The sequence below is a fragment of the Peribacillus sp. NPDC096622 genome, assembly GCF_044762665.1.
Taxonomy (GTDB): Bacteria; Bacillota; Bacilli; order Bacillales; family DSM-1321; genus Peribacillus; species Peribacillus frigoritolerans_B.
In genome coordinates, this window is the sequence record NZ_JBIWES010000014.1 from 21,903 (window position 1) to 40,756 (window position 18,854).

Annotated in this window: 17 protein-coding genes and 1 pseudogene; 1 reads left to right on the top strand and 17 read right to left on the bottom strand. The window is 36.7% G+C overall.

The window, feature by feature from the left end; all coding sequences use genetic code 11:
- Positions 1–15: 15 nt before the first annotated feature.
- The 9 genes from ACIQYG_RS21110 to ACIQYG_RS21150 form a co-directional block, all read right to left on the bottom strand.
- Positions 16–1,116 (bottom strand): ABC transporter substrate-binding protein, encoded by a 1,101-nt coding sequence (locus ACIQYG_RS21110; protein ID WP_402842043.1) that lies wholly within the window; start codon positions 1,114–1,116, stop codon positions 16–18.
- A gap of 22 nt (positions 1,117–1,138) precedes the next feature.
- The gene (locus tag ACIQYG_RS21115) at positions 1,139–2,143 is read right to left on the bottom strand and encodes a TAXI family TRAP transporter solute-binding subunit (RefSeq protein WP_402842046.1); all 1,005 of its coding nucleotides are present in this window, start codon (positions 2,141–2,143) and stop codon (positions 1,139–1,141) included.
- A gap of 154 nt (positions 2,144–2,297) precedes the next feature.
- Complete coding sequence (locus ACIQYG_RS21120; protein WP_402842049.1) at positions 2,298–3,674, bottom strand: sigma-54-dependent transcriptional regulator; 1,377 nt, start codon at positions 3,672–3,674, stop codon at positions 2,298–2,300.
- A 24-nt stretch (positions 3,675–3,698) separates the two neighbouring features.
- A complete protein-coding gene (locus ACIQYG_RS21125; RefSeq protein WP_402842052.1) occupies positions 3,699–5,642 on the bottom strand; it encodes a transporter substrate-binding domain-containing protein in 1,944 nt (647 codons plus the stop codon).
- A gap of 545 nt (positions 5,643–6,187) precedes the next feature.
- On the bottom strand, positions 6,188–6,808 hold the full coding sequence (gene vanZ-F, locus ACIQYG_RS21130; protein WP_402842055.1) for a glycopeptide resistance protein VanZ-F: 621 nt from the start codon (positions 6,806–6,808) through the stop codon (positions 6,188–6,190).
- Between the two features lie 60 nt (positions 6,809–6,868).
- Complete coding sequence (gene vanY, locus ACIQYG_RS21135; protein WP_402842058.1) at positions 6,869–7,732, bottom strand: VanY-A/VanY-F/VanY-M family D-Ala-D-Ala carboxypeptidase; 864 nt, start codon at positions 7,730–7,732, stop codon at positions 6,869–6,871.
- A gap of 117 nt (positions 7,733–7,849) precedes the next feature.
- Positions 7,850–8,947 (bottom strand): sensor histidine kinase, encoded by a 1,098-nt coding sequence (locus ACIQYG_RS21140; RefSeq protein WP_402842060.1) that lies wholly within the window; start codon positions 8,945–8,947, stop codon positions 7,850–7,852.
- On the bottom strand, positions 8,940–9,635 hold the full coding sequence (gene vanR, locus ACIQYG_RS21145) for a vancomycin resistance response regulator transcription factor, VanR-F/VanR-M family (RefSeq protein ID WP_402842063.1): 696 nt from the start codon (positions 9,633–9,635) through the stop codon (positions 8,940–8,942). Before vanR ends, ACIQYG_RS21140 begins: the two co-directional genes overlap by 8 nt.
- Before the next feature lie 206 nt (positions 9,636–9,841).
- Entirely contained in the window at positions 9,842–10,417 is a 576-nt protein-coding gene (locus tag ACIQYG_RS21150) for a recombinase family protein (protein ID WP_402842065.1), read from the bottom strand.
- A gap of 84 nt (positions 10,418–10,501) precedes the next feature.
- Here ACIQYG_RS21150 and ACIQYG_RS21155 point away from each other — a divergent pair.
- Positions 10,502–11,435: pseudogene (locus ACIQYG_RS21155) on the top strand (Tn3 family transposase); the annotation flags it as partial.
- Between the two features lie 458 nt (positions 11,436–11,893).
- Here ACIQYG_RS21155 and ACIQYG_RS21160 read toward each other — a convergent pair.
- The 8 genes from ACIQYG_RS21160 to nirD form a co-directional block, all read right to left on the bottom strand.
- The gene (locus ACIQYG_RS21160; RefSeq protein ID WP_402842068.1) at positions 11,894–12,487 is read right to left on the bottom strand and encodes a YdeI/OmpD-associated family protein; all 594 of its coding nucleotides are present in this window, start codon (positions 12,485–12,487) and stop codon (positions 11,894–11,896) included.
- Positions 12,488–12,569: 82 nt separating this feature from the next.
- A complete protein-coding gene (locus tag ACIQYG_RS21165; RefSeq protein ID WP_402842071.1) occupies positions 12,570–12,962 on the bottom strand; it encodes an SRPBCC family protein in 393 nt (130 codons plus the stop codon).
- A gap of 2 nt (positions 12,963–12,964) precedes the next feature.
- Positions 12,965–13,288 (bottom strand): ArsR/SmtB family transcription factor, encoded by a 324-nt coding sequence (locus tag ACIQYG_RS21170; RefSeq protein WP_402842074.1) that lies wholly within the window; start codon positions 13,286–13,288, stop codon positions 12,965–12,967.
- A 928-nt stretch (positions 13,289–14,216) separates the two neighbouring features.
- Entirely contained in the window at positions 14,217–14,678 is a 462-nt protein-coding gene (locus tag ACIQYG_RS21175) for a hypothetical protein (RefSeq protein ID WP_402842077.1), read from the bottom strand.
- Between the two features lie 281 nt (positions 14,679–14,959).
- Positions 14,960–15,280 carry a hypothetical protein gene (locus ACIQYG_RS21180; protein ID WP_402842079.1) on the bottom strand — a complete coding sequence of 107 codons (321 nt, stop codon included), beginning with the start codon at positions 15,278–15,280 and terminating at the stop codon, positions 14,960–14,962.
- 363 nt (positions 15,281–15,643) lie between these two features.
- Positions 15,644–16,069, bottom strand: a complete 426-nt coding sequence (locus tag ACIQYG_RS21185; RefSeq protein ID WP_402842082.1) for an OsmC family protein — start codon at positions 16,067–16,069, stop codon at positions 15,644–15,646.
- A gap of 616 nt (positions 16,070–16,685) precedes the next feature.
- Positions 16,686–18,302, bottom strand: coding sequence for a family 14 glycosylhydrolase (locus ACIQYG_RS21190; protein ID WP_402842085.1), 1,617 nt, complete (start codon positions 18,300–18,302; stop codon positions 16,686–16,688).
- A 222-nt stretch (positions 18,303–18,524) separates the two neighbouring features.
- Positions 18,525–18,842 (bottom strand): nitrite reductase small subunit NirD, encoded by a 318-nt coding sequence (gene nirD, locus ACIQYG_RS21195; RefSeq protein ID WP_402842087.1) that lies wholly within the window; start codon positions 18,840–18,842, stop codon positions 18,525–18,527.
- Positions 18,843–18,854: the final 12 nt, after the last annotated feature.

Sequence of the window (18,854 nt, forward strand, 5' to 3'; positions counted from 1 at the left end):
ATCAACACGCTCCTTTTATTTAAGTTTTTTCCCTAATTCAGGAGTAACCTCTTTCGCCCATCTGTCTGACACCTCGGCACGGATCTCGGCAAACTTGGCGAAATCAGGTTTGAATGTTTTATCACTTGCTTTAAGCCCGATTGACTCTTCATATTTCTCTGGAATTTTCATGCCTTCCACTGTCGGATAAAATCCTTTTTCGGAAATTAATGCTTGCGCTTCTTCACTGATTACATAGTTGATGAATTCTAGGGCTTCTTTGCTATTAGGCGTATTTTTAACGAGACCGGCGCTGAATGCTTGAAGCGGTACACCTTCTTTTGGCACGGCCATCTTAATGGGAATACCTGAAACGGCTAGTTCACCTATGGCATAGCTTCCCATGACAGTTACGTCTGCAGCTCCTTGTTGGATCGCTGGCATCATTTGCGTTGAGTTTTTATAAAATGTATTGGAATACGCTGCAAGATCTTTTGCTTTTTCAAGACCTGGTTCCATATCTTCCGTACTGCCGCCGTTTGAAATCGCCAGACCATTAAGGGTATTGAAACCCCAGTCATTTGTAATATCTGAAAATGCCGTTTTACCCTCGTAATCAGGTGAGACAAGGTCATTCCATGATTCAATTGATTTTAAGCCTTCCTTTTTGAAGGTTTCCGTATTATAAGCTGGTGCAATGACTAAGCCAAATGCTGGAGCAGCCGCATTTTCAACCGGAATGAACCGTGGATCCACCGATTTCATATTGGGAACATTGGACTCATCAATTGGTTCGATCAGTTCCTTCTCCTTAGCACGTATTACATCAACCGGTACAAAAAGGGCAACATCTATTTGCGGGGCGTTCTTCTGTAATTCCACTTTGGATAGGATTTCACCTGATAAACCGGAAATGTAATTAACCGTGATTCCCGTTTCTTCTTTGAATTTTGGGGCAATCACATCTCGGATGGCACTTTCGATGACACCGCCATTACCGGCTATCGTTATTTTTTTCTCTCCTTTTTCACCTGCACTCGTTTGTACGGATTCACCCGGTTTTTGCGGAGTAGGATTACCACATCCCGCAAGAGCGATCAATACTATTATTGATAATAGACTCATCAGCTTTTTCATAGTCATTACCTCCCGTTTTTCATTAATTTCCAATAATACCTTGTTCAGTAAAATAATTCATGGCCCCTGGATGAAAATCCAGCGGAACTTGTTTAGTTGCTTCAGTTATTGAAATATCTGAAGCGGCTGGATGTGTATGCTGCAGTTCAGGCAGATGTTCATATAATGTTTTCACAAGATTGTAAGCATGAGGATCAGACATTTCCTTGTAGGTTACCAGGACATTTTTAATTGAAATCGTTTGGACATTTTTTTTCATCCCCCTGTATGTATCTCTGGGAATGTCATTATGAGTATAAACTCCATATTGTTTTTGAAGGCGTTCAATGATGTCTCCCGGTATTGGGATGAAAGTTAGTTCCGTCTGCTTGGATATGAAAGCGATTTCATTATTGGGAATTCCCGATGAAAAGAAAGCTGCATCAATGGTACCATTTCGTAATGCTTCTGCAGATTGAGAAAAAGAAAGATAGGATAAATTCAATTGATCAGTCGGTAAATCAGATTCTAACAGAATCCGCTCTGCAATAAGCCTTGTACCGCTTCCTGCCGTTCCTACACTAATGCGTTTATCCACTAAATCTTCCAAGGAATCAATATCATTTTGCTTAGTAGAAACAATTTGAACATAATTGGAATATAGGGCCGTTAAAGCTCTTAACTTGGATTTATCCGTTTCAGGCAAATCCAGTACATCCACTGTGGTAAAACCAATTTCTGCCCGATGGAGGCTAACCAATTCAGTATTTTCGATGGAAGCATCGGTGACCTGGGCACCTGACACAGCTCCATTATATTTTTCATACATATTTGATAATCTTTGTCCTAATGAAAAATAAACACCTGTCATATCTCCGGTTCCAATGATTAACATCCTATTATTTAAATCCTGTCCTTCAGAAGTTAGTTGCCTCTGAATCAACGTAGTAGCAGGTTTAGATATTTCCTGCTGCTCATTCATAAAAGAACAACCTGTCATGAAACAAAATAACAAAGCGACTTTTATAAAGAGTGCTCCATTCTTCATTGTGGCCCTCCTTTCTTAATGAATTTAGATGCAAATACCATGCCAAGTCGATTTTTCGCTTTAAACCGCAGATTCTGCCGATTTCTTGAAAGTTATATAAGGATAAACCGGCAATTTTTTCCGGTTATCCAGAAAAAATTGCCGATTAACACGTTTATTCTCCTTTTGAAATGAGCTTGATTTTATCACGAAGGCTTCTTTCAGAAATTTTTAGGATTTGGGCTGTTTTTTGCCGATGATTTTTACAATATTGAAGAGTGGCTGTTATCACTTTTTCTTCTATCTCTTTCATGGAAATGCCAATGGGAATCCTGAAACTGTTAAAATCGCCGTCATTGCCATCCGGCTGGAGAATGAACTTCTGTTCTTGAACATATTGCGGCAAGTCGGTTTCTTCCATTCTTTTCGAGTTTGATAGGGCAACTGCATATTCTATAATGTTTCCAAGCTCACGGACATTCCCAGGGTAATGATAATCCAGTAAAATCCGACGTGCGGTTGCCGAGAACATCTTTTCTTCACGATTCATATCCTTAGCGTGTTTTTTTATAAAATAATCCATAAGCATCGGTAAATCTTCTTTTCTATCTCTTAAAGGCGGCATCGAGATGGGAATGACATTTAGCCTGAAAAACAAATCCTCCCTAAATTCACCTTCGATCACCATTTGTTCCAGGTTTTTATTGGCTGCACTTATAATACGGACGTCCAATGAGATTTTTGTATTGGATCCCAGAGGCGTCACTTCCCGTTCCTGCAATACCCTTAATAACTTGGCTTGAAGTGGAAGGGGCATTTCACTAATCTCATCCAGAAAAAGGATGCCTCCATTAGCAGCAACGAATTTCCCTTCCTTCCTTTGAGTTGCACCGGAAAATGCTCCCTTCTCATAACCAAACAATTCAGATTCCAACAGCATCTCAGGAATTGCTGCACAATTGACGATCTGGATGGGATTGTTTTTCCTTCTTCCCAGCGTATGGATATTTCGGGCTACAAGCTCCTTTCCAGTACCACTTTCACCCGTGATAAGAACACTGGAATCAATATCTTTCACTCTTTCGATCATTGAGAAAATACGCTGCATCGCTTTGCTGTTACCAAGGAAGTTACCAAATCCCTTTTGAATCTCTAATTCTTCATGCAATGTCTCCAATTGATTGGACATCTGTTTGAATTCGGCTGCCCTCATCAAGAGCAAAGAAAGTTCTTCTATATTAATTGGCTTTTCAATATAGTAGTAGGCTCCTTTTTTTATGGCCTCGATGGAAGTTTCAATGGATGAATAGGCAGTCATCATGATGACTGTTACGTTAGGTGCCATTTGTTTGATTTTCTGTAGGACATCAAGTCCACTTTTATTTCCTATTCTCAAATCAAGTAACACAATATCAAAGCGCTGATTGTCGATCTTCCGTAGACCCTCATCCGGGTCAGTAGTTGTCACGACTACATAAGAATCTTCCAATGCAAAGCTAAGAGCGGTGCAAATAGCAGGTTCATCATCAATTACCAATACATGCATTTTCATATTACTCCTCCTCTTTCCAGACTATTATTCGATATATAAAGGTAGTAAAATGGTGAATTTCGTTCCTGAATTAGGATAACTTTTCACATGGATATCTCCGTTATTTTCTTTAATCAGCCTATACGATAACGTAAGCCCCAAACCGACGCCCTTTTCTTTTTTTGTGAAAAAAGGTTCGAAAATATGATTCAGTTCCTCTTGCTTCATCCCTTTTCCCGTATCGGATATGGTAATCCGCCCTGTCTTTTCGTTCTCTTTGTCAATGGTGACTTTAATGGTCTTTTCCTTTGTTTCTTCAACGGCATCAATCGAATTCAACACAAAGTTAAGAAGTACTTGTTGAATTTGTTGCAAATCTATATAAAAAATAAGGTCGTCCTCGATCGTCTGCTCGAAATTTATGTGATTTTTTTCCATTGTCACCTTATGAAAAGCAAGTAATGAAATAAGTTCATGAGCGTGGCAATTTGTAATATTTGGCGGCCGCGGACGTGCATATTCAATTAAATCGGTAACAATCCCATTCAAACGGTTAATTTCAGTAGGCAAGTGTTCCATTAGAACTTGTCGGAATTGAGGATTATCATATTTACTCGGAAGTAAATCAATGAATGTTTTAATCGATGTTAAAGGATTCCTTATTTCATGTGCGACACCTGCAACTAGTTGACCAAGAGCGTGCAGCTTTTCTTGTGTGATCAATTTTTTCTCCAATGTTTTCTTTTCCGTCTCATCACTCATGGAAAGTAAGTATCCGGTTTGTATATCTTCTGAATTGAACATCCTATGCATCGAATATGAAATCACCTTCTGTTCATTTTCCTCATTTAATACCAAGATTCGAAATGATCCCGTACGATCATTCCCATTTCGTTCTTGATGTAAATCTTCGAAATTCTTCATTAATTGCGAATGATTCGTAAGATTCAGAATCATTTCCTTGGAAATGTTGAGAATGTCCGATGCCTTTGCATTGCAGCTGGTAATCATGAAATCGAGATCGAATGTTATGATGCCATTATTGATATTGTTTAAGATTTGATCTTTGAACGCTTCAGCATTGACGATGTTTTGCCGTTGTTTCTCTAAATCCTTATTTAATAAATGTAATTTCAAAGTCTGGTTATATACGGATTTTTTCAGCTTTTGATTCCATATGTAAATGATTAGAAGGATAAGGGCCACGGCAGTTAAGATTATGATCAACCAAAATATGAATTGTTCCAGCCTGGCAATTTTTTGATTGGATTGTGGCATTACCCATTTATCGATTATCTCATTGATATTTCGGTTGGCTTTAAGTTCTGTGAGTGCATTGTCCATCATGAGAAGGAGCGATTGATTCCCTTTTTTTACTGCAATCGTATAATCCGCGGGTTCAATGACTTCATCGAGAATGATGTAATTCTTTTCTTGGCGGAACTTTTTCAAATAGAAGTCTGCAGTCCATTTGTTTCCGATGAACACATCTGCTCGGTTGTTCAATAATGTTAAAATCCCCGAGTATTGATTCGAAACGGTCGTTAAGTTTGTATTCCTCATATTGAGAAATGTACTGATTACTGGAGTGTTATGGTCAAGGACAACATGTGAATCGCGTAGATCCGTTAACGTATGAATATCCTGTTTCCTTTTACTAGGAATGATTATGGATTGGGACATTGTAAAATAGGATTGAGTGAAATCAAATTGGTTATCTTTTTCAGTATTATAAGTACTTCCAACAATTGCATCAATTGTTCCGTTACTTAAGGCTTTTTCGGCTTCTTCCATCCTCATCGGTATATATTTGAAATCTACGCCATTATATTTTGCTATTTCCTCCATTAAATCAATATTGATGCCTGTCAGCTCACCAGCTTCATTTTCAAATGAAAATGGAGGAAGAGCACTTTCTCCAGCAATTATAAATGTTTTTTGTTCAGCAAAAACAGCGGGAGACCAAAGCGATTGAACAAAGACTATCAAGCAAAATATACTTAATTTAAACAGCTGCTTTTTAATTAAGAGCCCTCCTTCTGTGTCAAAATCCTTGCAGTCAGTGTTTCTCGGCTAAAACAACATGATAATATACTTCTCCAATCAGGGCTTGAACCCTTTAAAATGCTAAGAATTCTTGACACAATCTAACAATTTCCTACAAAAAGGTGTGTAATTCTATCAAACGAAATAAATAGAAACCCAGCAACCTTTGCTGGGTTTTAGGTTTGCCGAAAAAAAGAGACAGTTGATTTCAGAAATTCGGCAGGAGTGTCGCAAAATTTCTTCAAAATGAAGGAGGGTTTCAACATAAAAACATGAAGAATAACCACCATGGTTTGGACCCTTCGGAATATCCAAACAGTGAAAAGTTTAAGCTGGGGTAGCTCAGGAAAATGCCGATTTACAACAATTCCTCAACACTATTGAGAATTGAGCTTACTTCGTTACTATAGCGATAGGTAAGCCTTTGACGTAATCGCCGGTTTTTCCTTCACTTCACACCGTACAGGCGAGTTTCCCACGATGTTCATTTAGATAATTTTTCTAAATAAAAATGGATAATAAAGTAATATCATACCTATAAACGAGCAAACTAAATAAAAAATAACCTCGTATTGTATTACTAGAGAAGATGTATTATCAAGCTTTTTTTCACCTCTTTTATATATCATTTTAAATAAAGCCCTACATAATAAATACCCAATAATCGCCCCTAGGGTGTTCATAAGTAAATCATCAATATCCGTAATCCTATGATTTAGCAATTGACTTAGCTCAATAGCCAATGAAAAAAAGAACCCAGTAAATGCAGTATTTTTAATTGTTCTAAACTGCGGCCAAATAGTTGGCAATAAAAAACCTAACGGCATAAACAGAATAATGTTCAAAATATACGTAGTAATACCTTCAGAAGAAAATGGAAGTAAGTTGATTTCACTTATACGAATTAATGTTCCATATTTTCCCGCTACCCATTTATTTCCTATCCCCGTCACCATATACACTAGCGCAAGGTAGAAAAGAAAAACATACACCCATAGAAAATGCTTAATAGATAAATTTTTTTGCGCCTTTAATAAAAATCCAATTTGAAACACAATACAAAAAATAATAGTACAAAAATAAGTATACAAAACTGTAAGTGTAAGCATATAGAATACGTCTCCTAACTTTACATTTAAACCTATGACTTTATCATTTTAGAACCTCATTCAAGAAAATGTGGTCACAATCACTCCATCAATATTATTACCAGATATTTTATACTGTTCATTCGCTGGTACTTCAACTTCAATTGACTCGTTTTGAGAAATGGGATAATATGAAATTGTATATTTTTTCCCTTCAACACTAACAGAAATGCTCTTTTCTTCTTTTAAATAATCCAAATATTCTTCCAAAGCTAAATTCATTTCCTGCATAATCGCACTGTGAGGCAAGCCGACATAGCGAATATGCCATGGTTCATATTGAATTCCTGTAATATCCGTTTTATTAGCGGGATAGCGTAAGATAAAGCCGTATTTCCAAGAACTTTCTTCTACCCACTTTCCTTCAGGTGCTTCTTCCATCTTCATTTGAGTAGACCCTACATCAAGTGCTAATCCTAAATTGTGTTCGCTATGACCAGCTGGCAAAGCATAGTCAGCCCCCATCTCCTCGTACAGTCTGTTTTGCACATCAAAGTCTCGATAACCACTGCTAATTAAGAAATTACTAACCCCATCCTCTTCAGCCGCAGCTATCATCTCCGAAAATTTTTCAGCTATTTCTTCTGATAATTTTATTTCACTATTAAGTAACTGGTATCCGGTTGTTAATTCTTTGTGTGTAAATAAATTTATGATTTCCGATTTTATACCAGCTTGTTGAACAGCATAGTCACTGTTAACCAAAAGCAGATTCCCTTGATAGATCTGCTCTTCTGTAATCTCAATCTTTTGGGTATTTTCAGTAGCTGTATTATCATTTTGTTCATATATTTGATCCGCTACTTTATTTTGGGATATCGGTAATATATTAAAAATAAAAACTAGAAATAATGCAATAACCAATAAAAATCCCCACTTTTTCATTTTTAGTCTCCTCCTTGATGTAACTTGTTTATAGGATAGGAAAAACTTTTAAAATAAAAAGTGGGGTAAATATTAAATTTTTCTTAAATTTTCACTTGGATTTTATTATTAACCTTCTTAGGAATCCGCCATTGGTAATCGGACTTCAAATATAGTGCGTATTAAATCACTTTCGGCAGTTATTGTCCCATTGTGTTGCTCTAAAATATTCTTCGCAATGAATAAACCGAGACCTGTACTATTTTCTTGATGAGTTCGTGCTTTGTCACCAGTATAAAGCATATCAAAAATATGAGGCAGTTCATCTGGAGGAATGGCATCCCCATAATTGATAACTTGAATAACTATTTCCTCTGATTCAATATAACCGTTGATATCTACATACTGCCCCTCATGCCCATAGCGATTTGCATTAATCAGAAGATTTTCAAACACACGTGCCAATAACTCTCCATCTCCCATAATAGATAAAGGGGAAGTAATATTCATTCTTGCTATCAAATCGTTTTTCTCGAAGACAGGATACAACTCTTCTTTCAATTGAATAAGCAGCTCGCTTAAATCGATTTGTTTCTTTTCTATTGGTAACATGCCATAATTCATCCTAGTTATTTCGAATAATTCATCAATTAACCTTTCTAAGCGTTGAGATTTGGTAAAGGCAATCGTTAAATAATGCCTGATCTGATTTTCAGTCAAGCTATCATCCTTAAGGATTAAATCTAAATAACCTAAAACAGAGGTAAGAGGTGTGCGCAAATCATGAGCCAAATTTACTACTAACTGCTCTTTACTACTTTCCGAGAAGTCACCCCTTTCTATGGCTTGTTCCAATTTTTCGCTAGCCAGATTAATGCTTTGTGCAATATCACTAAATTCATCATTTGACAATATTTGAACTCGACGCTTAAAGTCACCCTGAGCGAGATAATGAATTCCTTTTGAAATCTCATTGAAATAGGCAGAATAGGGTTTTGTAAGTATAAAGAAAAATAATATCGAAAGCGTGATAAATAAAAGTAAAAAGACGTTAAGGTCTCCAATATTTTCTATGATTTTGCGAAAATAAGCTAGTGTATCTCCATGACTAACATTTGTATAATAATACAATTGGAGTACTTTAAAGAGTAGATATGTTATTGTGCTAGACAACAACATGCTTAAACCTAACAATATTATCATTTTTGAACGAAAGCCTCGTAGTTTTTTACCCATTGAATTTATAACCTACCCCCCATACAGTTTTTATCAATTTGTTTTTTCGTTTATCCTCTTCAAGTTTTTTCCGCAAAGTACGAATATGAACCATAACGGTATTCCCACCTTCATAGTATGCATCCCTCCATACCTTTTGAAAAATATCTTCTGCACTATAAACTTTATTTGGATTACTGGCTAATAAATATAAAATTTCAAACTCTTTCGGTGTTAACTCAATATTTTTACCATATAGAGTAACTGTACGTTGTTCAGGAGAAATCGTTAATCCTCCAAATTCCAAGTTTGAGTTCTGTTTGGTTTTAGGTTGATTCAACTTCATAAAGCGTCGCAGCTGTGCATTTACCCGAGCTACCAATTCAATGGGTATAAATGGTTTCGTCATATAATCGTCTGCTCCAATTACGAGTCCCTGCACTTTATCAAAATCAGACGTTTTAGCGCTCAAAAAAATAATGGGCATATTATGTTTTTCGCGAATGCGACGTGTAACTTCATATCCATCCATTTTCGGCATCATAATATCCAAAATCAGTAAATGAATTGGTTGAGTCTGGATAACATCAATGGTTTCTTGCCCATCCGATACCTTAATGACACGATACCCTTCTTTCTCTAAATGTATAGCAACCAAATCAGCAATTTCAACATCATCATCAGCTATTAATATTGTTATATTTTTCATTTATTCCACTCCTAGACAAAGTTATCATTAATCGTCAATAAGCCATACGAAGTTGTATCATAAAAAAACATCAGTTTTTGATAGTTAGTTCCGAAAAGTTAGTTTAACAGTGTGACAGTTAGTTGAATATTTTAGAGTTTTTATTTATATTCTATTGTTTCCTTTTCTTCTTTAAAAATATTGCCCATTAGCGGAATATAGAGCGGCTAATTATTCACTTCTGATAATTTTCTGTATAATGAAGCCCTAGATACATTAGTAATTTCACAAATTTGATTTACAGTCATATTTCTTTCTTTATATAGCTTTACCGCATAATTCATTCCTGTGTGATTTTTATGGTACTTCTTTAATCGACCTTTAAACTTTCCTTCTTTCTTAGCCAATTCAATCCCTTCACGTTGTCGCATCCTAAAAAGATCTCGCTCTAATTGGTTAACGCCAGCCATTACAGTAATTAAGAATTGGCTGTATGGGTTATCTTCTGATAAATCAAGCCATGTATCTTTTAGTGATTTTAAGCCTGCCTTTTTATCTCGTATGTTATGGATTAATTCAAATAGATCTTGTGTACTACGAGTGATTCGAGTTAATTCTGTCACATAAATGATGTCATCTTTCTGTAAATCCTCTAACATTTTTTGAAGTTGCTCGCGATCCTTTGTTGCTCCTGAAGCTTTCTCTTCATATATAATATCCATTCCAATCTCGTTCAGCTGCTGAAATTGTCTTGAAGGATTCTGGCTAGTCGAACTGACACGAATATATCCGATTTTCCGCAAAAAATCACCTCATTTTTGAGACAAGTCTTATGAGACGCTCTAATCTTTGATTTTATCAGTCTACTACACTTGCATCAATAGAGTATGTATGAAGATGCAATGAATAAAGCCCAAGCCGTATTAGTAAATTTTTATCACAAATTACAATTGTCTTCTATTGGGGCGACGGTACACGATCCTCGTCAGATGGTATGAGAATGCAAATAGGTGTTTCATCATTACATGCAGATGTAAACCCACATTATGGAGGGCGACCATCTCCCATTTTACTAGTGATCAATTCTCTTCTTACTACACAAAGATTATTCATAATAATTCAAGGGATGCCATTCATGTTTTGGATGGTTTATTGCACCATGAGACGGATCTATACATAGAAGAGCATTACAGACACTGCTAGTTACACAGACCAAATTTTCGGACTGACTCATTTATTACGATTTAAATTTGCTCCAATAATAAGGGATTCATCGTACTTGAAATCATTTACAATTAGAATCCGTTTTAAGTGGACAAATAAATACAAAGGTCATTAAAGAAAAAGCTCATTCTATAAGGAAAGGAACAGTTTCACATCCCTTTATGGGGAAACTAGGTTCTTATACAAGCTTTACAGGAGATGGGCCGAATAGAAAAAACGATCTTTATTTTGAATTATATTTCAGATGAATCAGTAAGAAGAAAAATACAAAAAGGATTGAATAAAGGAGAAGCCATGAATGGGCTGCCAAGAGTTATTTTCTTCGAAAAACAAGGAGAGCTTAGAGAACGAACCATACAGCATCAATTGCAAAGAGCCAGTGCCTTAAACATAATTATCAATGCCATCAGTATCTGGAATACCCTTCATCTAACTAAAGCAGTTGAATATCAAAAACGGGCAGGTAGCTTTAATGAAGACTTATTGCATCATATGTCACCTTTAGGCTGGGAACATATCAATTTATTAGGAGAATATCATTTTAATTCAGAGAAAGTGGTCTCATTAGATTCTCGAAGACCACTGAAACTTTCTTAGCGTTCAGCTTTTCCCTGACGGTACCCGATGCCAATGTATTTTCAATTTCAAGGCTTTTTATCATTTGCCGTAACGCTCCAAGATGATAAGCCGAGTTGGCAATTATGCATTTACATTGCAAGCCATTTTCATAGATCGAAACTCCAGAATAAAAAGCCCAATTTCTCTGTATTAAAATTGAGAAATCGGGCTTTATTGTTACTCCATTAAAGTACCTATAATGGAATAACACTTTTAAGGTGGTTTTGATGAAGTACATTACCTAAACCTTATTCAAGATAAGCACCTATTAGTTTAAGAAAAACGGACCTTTCCGAAAAAGCTAAAGGGTACACTTTTGGTGTTTTCCATTTTAGATGATTTGTTTGAGTGGATACTGCGATCCTAAAGGGAGATCGAGAGTACGTAAATTGAGGTAATATTTTAAAACTTGATACATTTATTTTCTCATCGATATACTAATCTTTTAATCCCTTTCCATCGAGAATTTTTTGCATACTTTTTTCGACTCTTGACTCTCGAGTTTTGGATTGTTTGGGTTGTGAAAAATAAAGGATGTAAGCTCTTTGGCGTCCCGGGGTCAATGCTTCAAAAGCAGTTTTCAAGGCAGGGATTTCATCGAATTTGTTGTGAAGTTCTTCAGGAATTATGAATTCTTCGTTCTTTTTAAAATTCACTTCCAAACCGGCTTTTTCAACTTCAATGGCTTCATGAATATAGGCTTTCAGAATGGATTCCGTTGCAACTATTTCTTGAACATTGGTGAACCGAATCTGGCGCGCTCCCTGTACATTCTCCGTTTGTTGGATTAGAATCCCGTGGGTATCCTGTAACAGGGCACCTTTGTGAAACAGAAGCGCACAATATTCTTTAAATCCATGTATTAAAACTATGTTTTTTTTCTCAAACGTGTAACAAGGATGCATCCACTTAAATTCTTCGGTCAGCTCACAGTCAAGAACGATATTTCTTAACGTTTCATATTCTTCCTTCCACTTTTTTGCTTTACCTAAAAATTCATCAACCTTAGGATTCATTCTACTATTTGTCATCACGGTACACTCCCCTTTCCGAGCAGTTTGATTTTTCCTATACGTTAGCTAAATACTAAAAAACAGGATCAGAGGTTTGGTCTTACAATTCCTCTAACACTTTATTAAGTTCTTGGCCCATTTTCGCCCAACCATATTTAGCACCATTGAACGCTTGATCTTCTTTTTCGAATCCTTTTTGTTCGAGATTTAAGTAGGTTGTTCCATCCTCGTGCTTTAATGTCCATGTGACTGTTGTGTTTATTCCGCCACCTACCCAAGTGTAAGATAACTTATAAGGCTCCTCCACTTCAAGAACTTCGGAATCAATAATTAAATTCCACTGTTCATTCCGAAACTGAAATTTATGTCCGACGACAGGTTTCATATCATTAGCCATTACCCATTTCGCAAGAGTGTTTGCATCCGTTAAGGCAAGCCATACCTTCTCGATCGGGCTCTTAAAATTAAAATCTTGTGATACTGTTAAACTCATTTTTATTCCTCCTCTAATATTTGGTTTAAAAGTGATATTCTTTCACTCCAGAATCTCCTGTAAAACGATACCCAATCCTCAATTTCTCTCAACGGGGCAGCATTCAGACGATAACGAGTTTCCCTGCCGACCTTTCTGCTGATTACAAGACCAGCCTCTTTAAGGATTGCCAAATGCTTTGAAACCGCAGTACGGCCCATTTCAAAATGTACGGTCAACTCATTGAGTGGCAATTCTTCCACGTCAGCCAACAAACGTAGCAATTTACGTCTTGTTGGGTCAGCGATGGCTACATAAATATCACGCTCTTGATTTTTCTCGTTCAAAATCACCCCCCCTTTAATTGGACACCAATTGGTGTCTTTTATTATATGACACTGATTGGTGTCCTGTCAATTTTATTATTGACACACGGTATTTGTTTTATTCTCCTATCATCAAGTATATTTTTAAATCTTTTTACAACTACTGCCCCCGTTAGTTAAAGTGCATTCCAATATTATTAATTGCTATTTTTGAATATTGGATATGCTAGTGTTTCAGCAAAAGATCAAAATCCAGAACGGCAGCTTAGAGTATCTTGGAATTGAACAAAAATAGATCTTCATTGATAAGTTAAGTGGAAAAGAGTTTTACTGGTCTTCGTATCAGGGGATGTTCTTTAATCATTCGCGAAGGCGATTATTATTCCGTGATTAACTAGACGGATCGGGTAGGATAATGATGGTTTCATTCGAGAATGGAAGTATATTAATCGAAATCTGAACTCAGATAATATGGTACTTGGAAATGAGACACTTTTTGATAGCGGAAATTCAGAGGTATGGGCGTTACTGGGGATTTTAAGGTGGTCTAATTTTTAACTCTGCTTTCATATGGGCTGAGCAAGAAAGTAAAAAAATAAGCAAACGACAGGCAAAAGGAATTGAAGTGGAAAAGAATTACCGCGTGAGATTCGGACGAATTAAGTATGAATCAATAATGACTTCATTCAAGTATATGAAAATGGAAATAAACAATCAGATTTTATAAACCCTCAACTTAGGGATGAGATTATTCGAACCCCTCTTGCCGACTAAGACTAAAAGTTTTTAACTGAATTTTTCAAACAAAGTGGATCGGATCGCGTGTACCAGACTCCCGCGGGAAAGGCGTATCGTAAGGAGAACAGAGGCACAAAGAGCGCCCGAGGGCGGACTGCCCTCGGAAAAAGAGTGCCTTACGTTCCAATCAATTTATAAACCCTCAGTTATATTATTTTTCTATTTCAAGGCTTTTTATCATTTGCCGTAACGCTCCAAGATGATAGGCCGAGTGGGCAATGGTCGCATTTACATTTGTCAGCCATTTTCCTAAATCGATTGTATCGATTTCTCTGAAAAGAGATACATATTCTTTATGTAATTCCTCTCTGATTTCTGCCCATTTCACCTCATCAACAGTAGCAATGGTCCAGCTTGCGTCCCAATCTTTTTCAAAGTCTGTGCCACTGATCATCGTTCGGATCACCCATAAATAATACCGGATGTGGTCAGAGTGAGCCGCAATTGTCGATCCGTTTATGGAACGTGAAGCATCTTCTGCGGTTAAACCATCAAGTGTACCAAAAACCCCGGTATTCGGTTTTGATTCAGTATAATAGCTCCCTTCATTCCCAGGGCCTTCAAATGTTTCTTTCAAAAGCGTTTTTATTGAACTTGCCAACGTCTCGCTCATCTCAATTCCCCCCATATGTTTAATCGCCTTCACTACTCTATAATACACTAAGACAAATCAATAATCGTTTATTTTTTTGTTAAATTAATCCAAAAATATCGCAGTTTAGGAGAATTACTTGCTCAACTGGCATAAGATAAGGGTTTCTATTACTTTCGAGTACAGTTAACAACCTTATGATGATGCACTTAACGTGATGAAATAAATAAAAATACTTAAAAAGGCCATTCCTAGCTGAACAGGAACGGCCTTAATTATTTATCTGAAAATATGATTCAATTTTAGTAGCTTTTCAAACGATCTTCCAGGGATACAATTCTAAACTTTAACTCTTGATTCGAGTCTAAGCCGCCTATTACAATTTGATTATCTTCCGTAATGGTGACATATCTGAAGGTTTCATCTCCGTGGATCTTGATTTTTGTCTCCAATGTCGTTTCCATTTTTGCAAAAACTTGATCTGTGTATGTAAGTGGAAGAAGATCATCTAACCCTTCTTCTGGGCTGCCGAGCCACTTAAACATGAAATCTTTTAATGAATATTGTTCGATCATCGATAAATGATCTTTAAAAATTAATTTGTCAATTGTTATCTCTTTCAACTTAACCACTCCTCAATAGTATCTAAAGTTTATATGGATAAACTCCTAACATCAAGGGCATTACAATGACAAACCATTACATTTTGATTACTTGCTTACTATATAAACCCTTTCCTTCCGTAAAATGGAGTTCTATAACCTAGAAAACAAATTTTTGGTTGATTTTTTTTTAGAATACCCTTGGATTAACATAAGAGGGATTATTTTCTGAGGTTTGCAGGCTTTGGTATAGATGATTATCCTTGAAGCGAGGATTTTCATTTCAGTCAAAACAGCCTCCATTTTCATAAGAAAATGGAGGCTGTTTTTCTTATATGGATGTAAAAAAACTTTCTGTTAAATGATAGTCCCTTAAATTACACATTATAAGTCTTGTTTTCCTTTAACACCATTTATTGAATAGCTGATTTTAATGTTGGCATTTAATGAGTGATACACTGAACAGTACGTATTTTTGGATAAATGAATTGCACGGACCACTTTATCTTCAGGAAGATCTCCCTCCAATAAATAGTGGATATGAAAATCGGTAAACCGTTTAGGATGATTATCAGACCTTGCCCCTTCTATTTCTATTTGAAAGGCCTTTGTTTCAAATCGCATTTTCTTTAGAATCATTACAATATCAATTCCAGTACATCCGGCAAGAGAGTGTAAAAGTAATTCTGTGGGTCTTGCTCCACTATTTTTACCACCTGCTTCTTCGGCAGCATCCATCTTTATTTCATGTCCCGACGGAGTTGTGCCAGAAAAGGCCATTTCCCCTGTCCATGTAATCATTGTCTTCATATATCAATTCCTCCCTTTCTTGTTGTTTTGTTCTAAAAATAGTCCGTATTTTTATTTAATGTAAATGTAGATCATTTAAGTATTAAAAAATTTCCCCAATGGGGTCAGCAAGAAACACTTGGCTTCTGGATTTTCTATACTCTAACTTGTGATAACTTTCCATACCTTATATTCTTCCCACAAATCCTACTAAGTTAGTCATGCTGTAAAATTTGAACGTTGCCTTCAGGCACTCGCTTTCCTTGCGTCCAGTGCGCCTCCGGACGCGCCATTCCCGCAGGAGTCTCGAACACCGCTCCAATCGACTTTGTATATTTTAGATTGAAACACTTTTATTAAAAGGAGGTTCGAAAAGCTCGCGCAACCATGTTCTATAGGTAAACTTAGTTATCCTTCTTGTATTTTTAGTTAAAAATATATGGATGAACCCCTGAATAGATTGAAGAAATTTGCGACACTCCTGCCATAAAACTCGCTAGCCGAGACCCCACAGACGCTTGCTTTGATGTGGCTTGTCAAACAGTCGGCGGAAAGGGAGCGGATTTCTGAAATCATTTTTTTGAGGGTTTTAAATGCTTTGATAGAAACCATTAAGTTTGCAAAACCATTTCTCCATTTACCATGAAGTTATATAGTTTCCTTTTCCATTCAAAGGAGTTTTATAACTATTATTTTCCCCATCTTGCCAAGTAATATTGCCATTTTCATCTTTGAGGATGAACTTGAATTCGTAGAATCGATCTGCAGCTAAACGAAATGTTCCACTCCAGCTGCCTTCTGTACTTTGAGTGAGTTTATATTCGTAATCTTCAGGATTCCATCTGCCGATTTCCCCTCTGTCCCCAATTAAGTAAACTCCCTGTGTGGCAGGTACATTTTCAACTGTGAATGTAACTGGAATCGACTTGCCTTCCAATTTATCAGCCATCATCCTGAACTCATTTGTTGGATTTCCTTCATTGTCGAATAAATAAGACATCCTTAACAAGGTAAATCCCTCAAAACCATGGTTAAAAACCATTTCTGCTACATTGTCAAAGCCCCATTCATTATTGATCAGAGGGAGTGCGTTTTCCCCGTTTAAAGAAATTCCTTTTTCATTAGCTAAAGAGGCAATATGGGTCACCAAAGTCTTGGGAGCGCTATAGGACGGTGCAGTATGTGCGTCTTGATCTCCCATTTCCAGGCAGGTGAACGTGAGGGCCATATTTGATTTCTTAAATTGATTCAATAATTGGGAGTAGTTATAATACCCGGCACTATACTCTGCCGAATGCGGCAGTACTGGATCATTCATTTTCCAATGGACTCCTGAGATTTTAGCTCCAATTGGCACGCCAAAGACTTCATCAAAATGTTTATGGGCAAACTTCGAGATTTTTGCAAGATGCTTTTCGAGTGCTCCTTGATACCACTGCATAAAATCGTATCCAAATTTAGTGTCGATTGCTCCGCCCCTGGTGAAAAATTCATCCCCATTTCCTGGTGGCTGAATCTCATTCCAGTTTTTATACGTTTTGCCCCAAGCAGCATTTAACTTTTTTATCGTGGAATATTTTTCTCTCATGGTAAGCCTGAAATCCCGTTTTGCTCCTTCTGTATAAACTTGAAGCTGTCCCCTCTCAGGATAATCCCAGCCATCGGCATTCTGGTAGGACGGATATCTTAATTCCCCTGCCGGTCCTGCACTTAGATATATTTTTGCTATTAAATCCTTCTTATCAGCAAAGTTCTCTGCAAAGGATTTGTACAATTCATTGTACTGATCGGCTGTCCCTTCCCACCAAGGAGCAAGAACTTCCTTATTCCAGAAACCACTTTCACTCTTGAATGCCATGTTTTCGGCAGTGTCTTTATTCCAGAGCCAACTAGGGATGGGATAGTTGCAATCATCCCCCACATTACCGCCGCATTGATGTGTAGACAAAATGGGCACCCATTTTAAACCGGAAGCTTTCACTGTTTCCCCATATTTTTTATAATAGGACCAATCAAACTGATTATCTTTTTTACTCTCGACTAATCCCCACCAGATATCTGTTGTTATTGCATATACTCCATTTTCCTTCAACTGGGTCAGCTCTGCTTTAAATGCCTCCCAATCTGTTATTTCACCCAATGGGGCCATCACATAAAGCTTGTAATCTGGTTTTACTTCCGCTAATGCAGGTGTATTTGATAAAGGAACAAAATACAGCATAAAGGTAAAAACACCAACAGATAATTTATTCATAAAACGCCAACCTTTCCCCTTTAACTTTATTTGTTTAAACATCAGTTCATTACCGAAACCGTTTACATTCTTTTTGTTTTTTTAAGTCATTGCTTTACTAAAAATTATATTTGTTTTGGAAATATTTATCAATTATTTCATCAGAGGAATTTAGTTCAAAGCTCCATAAAGAAAAAATGGATAGTCTAAGAGACTATCCAGAGCAGCGGGTCATCTATATCTTTATAAAACTATATAAACATTACCATCTTCTATTTCAACATTGAATGTCTTTACGCATCCATTATCAGGTTTTTGGACTTCTCCATTCTTGACACTGATTTTCCAATCATGCATCGGGCAAAATACGTGATCACCACTCACGATGCCTTCCACAAGAACTCCACCTTTATGTGGGCAACGATTTTCAATAGCCCGGAATTCACCATTTGCTAAATGAAAAAGAGCAATTTCATGAGAGCCTATGGTTACTGTTTTCCCCAGGTTTTTTGGCATCCCATTTACTGTTGAAACCTTTATCTTTTGAAGCGCTTTCCCCATTTAGGCTTCCCC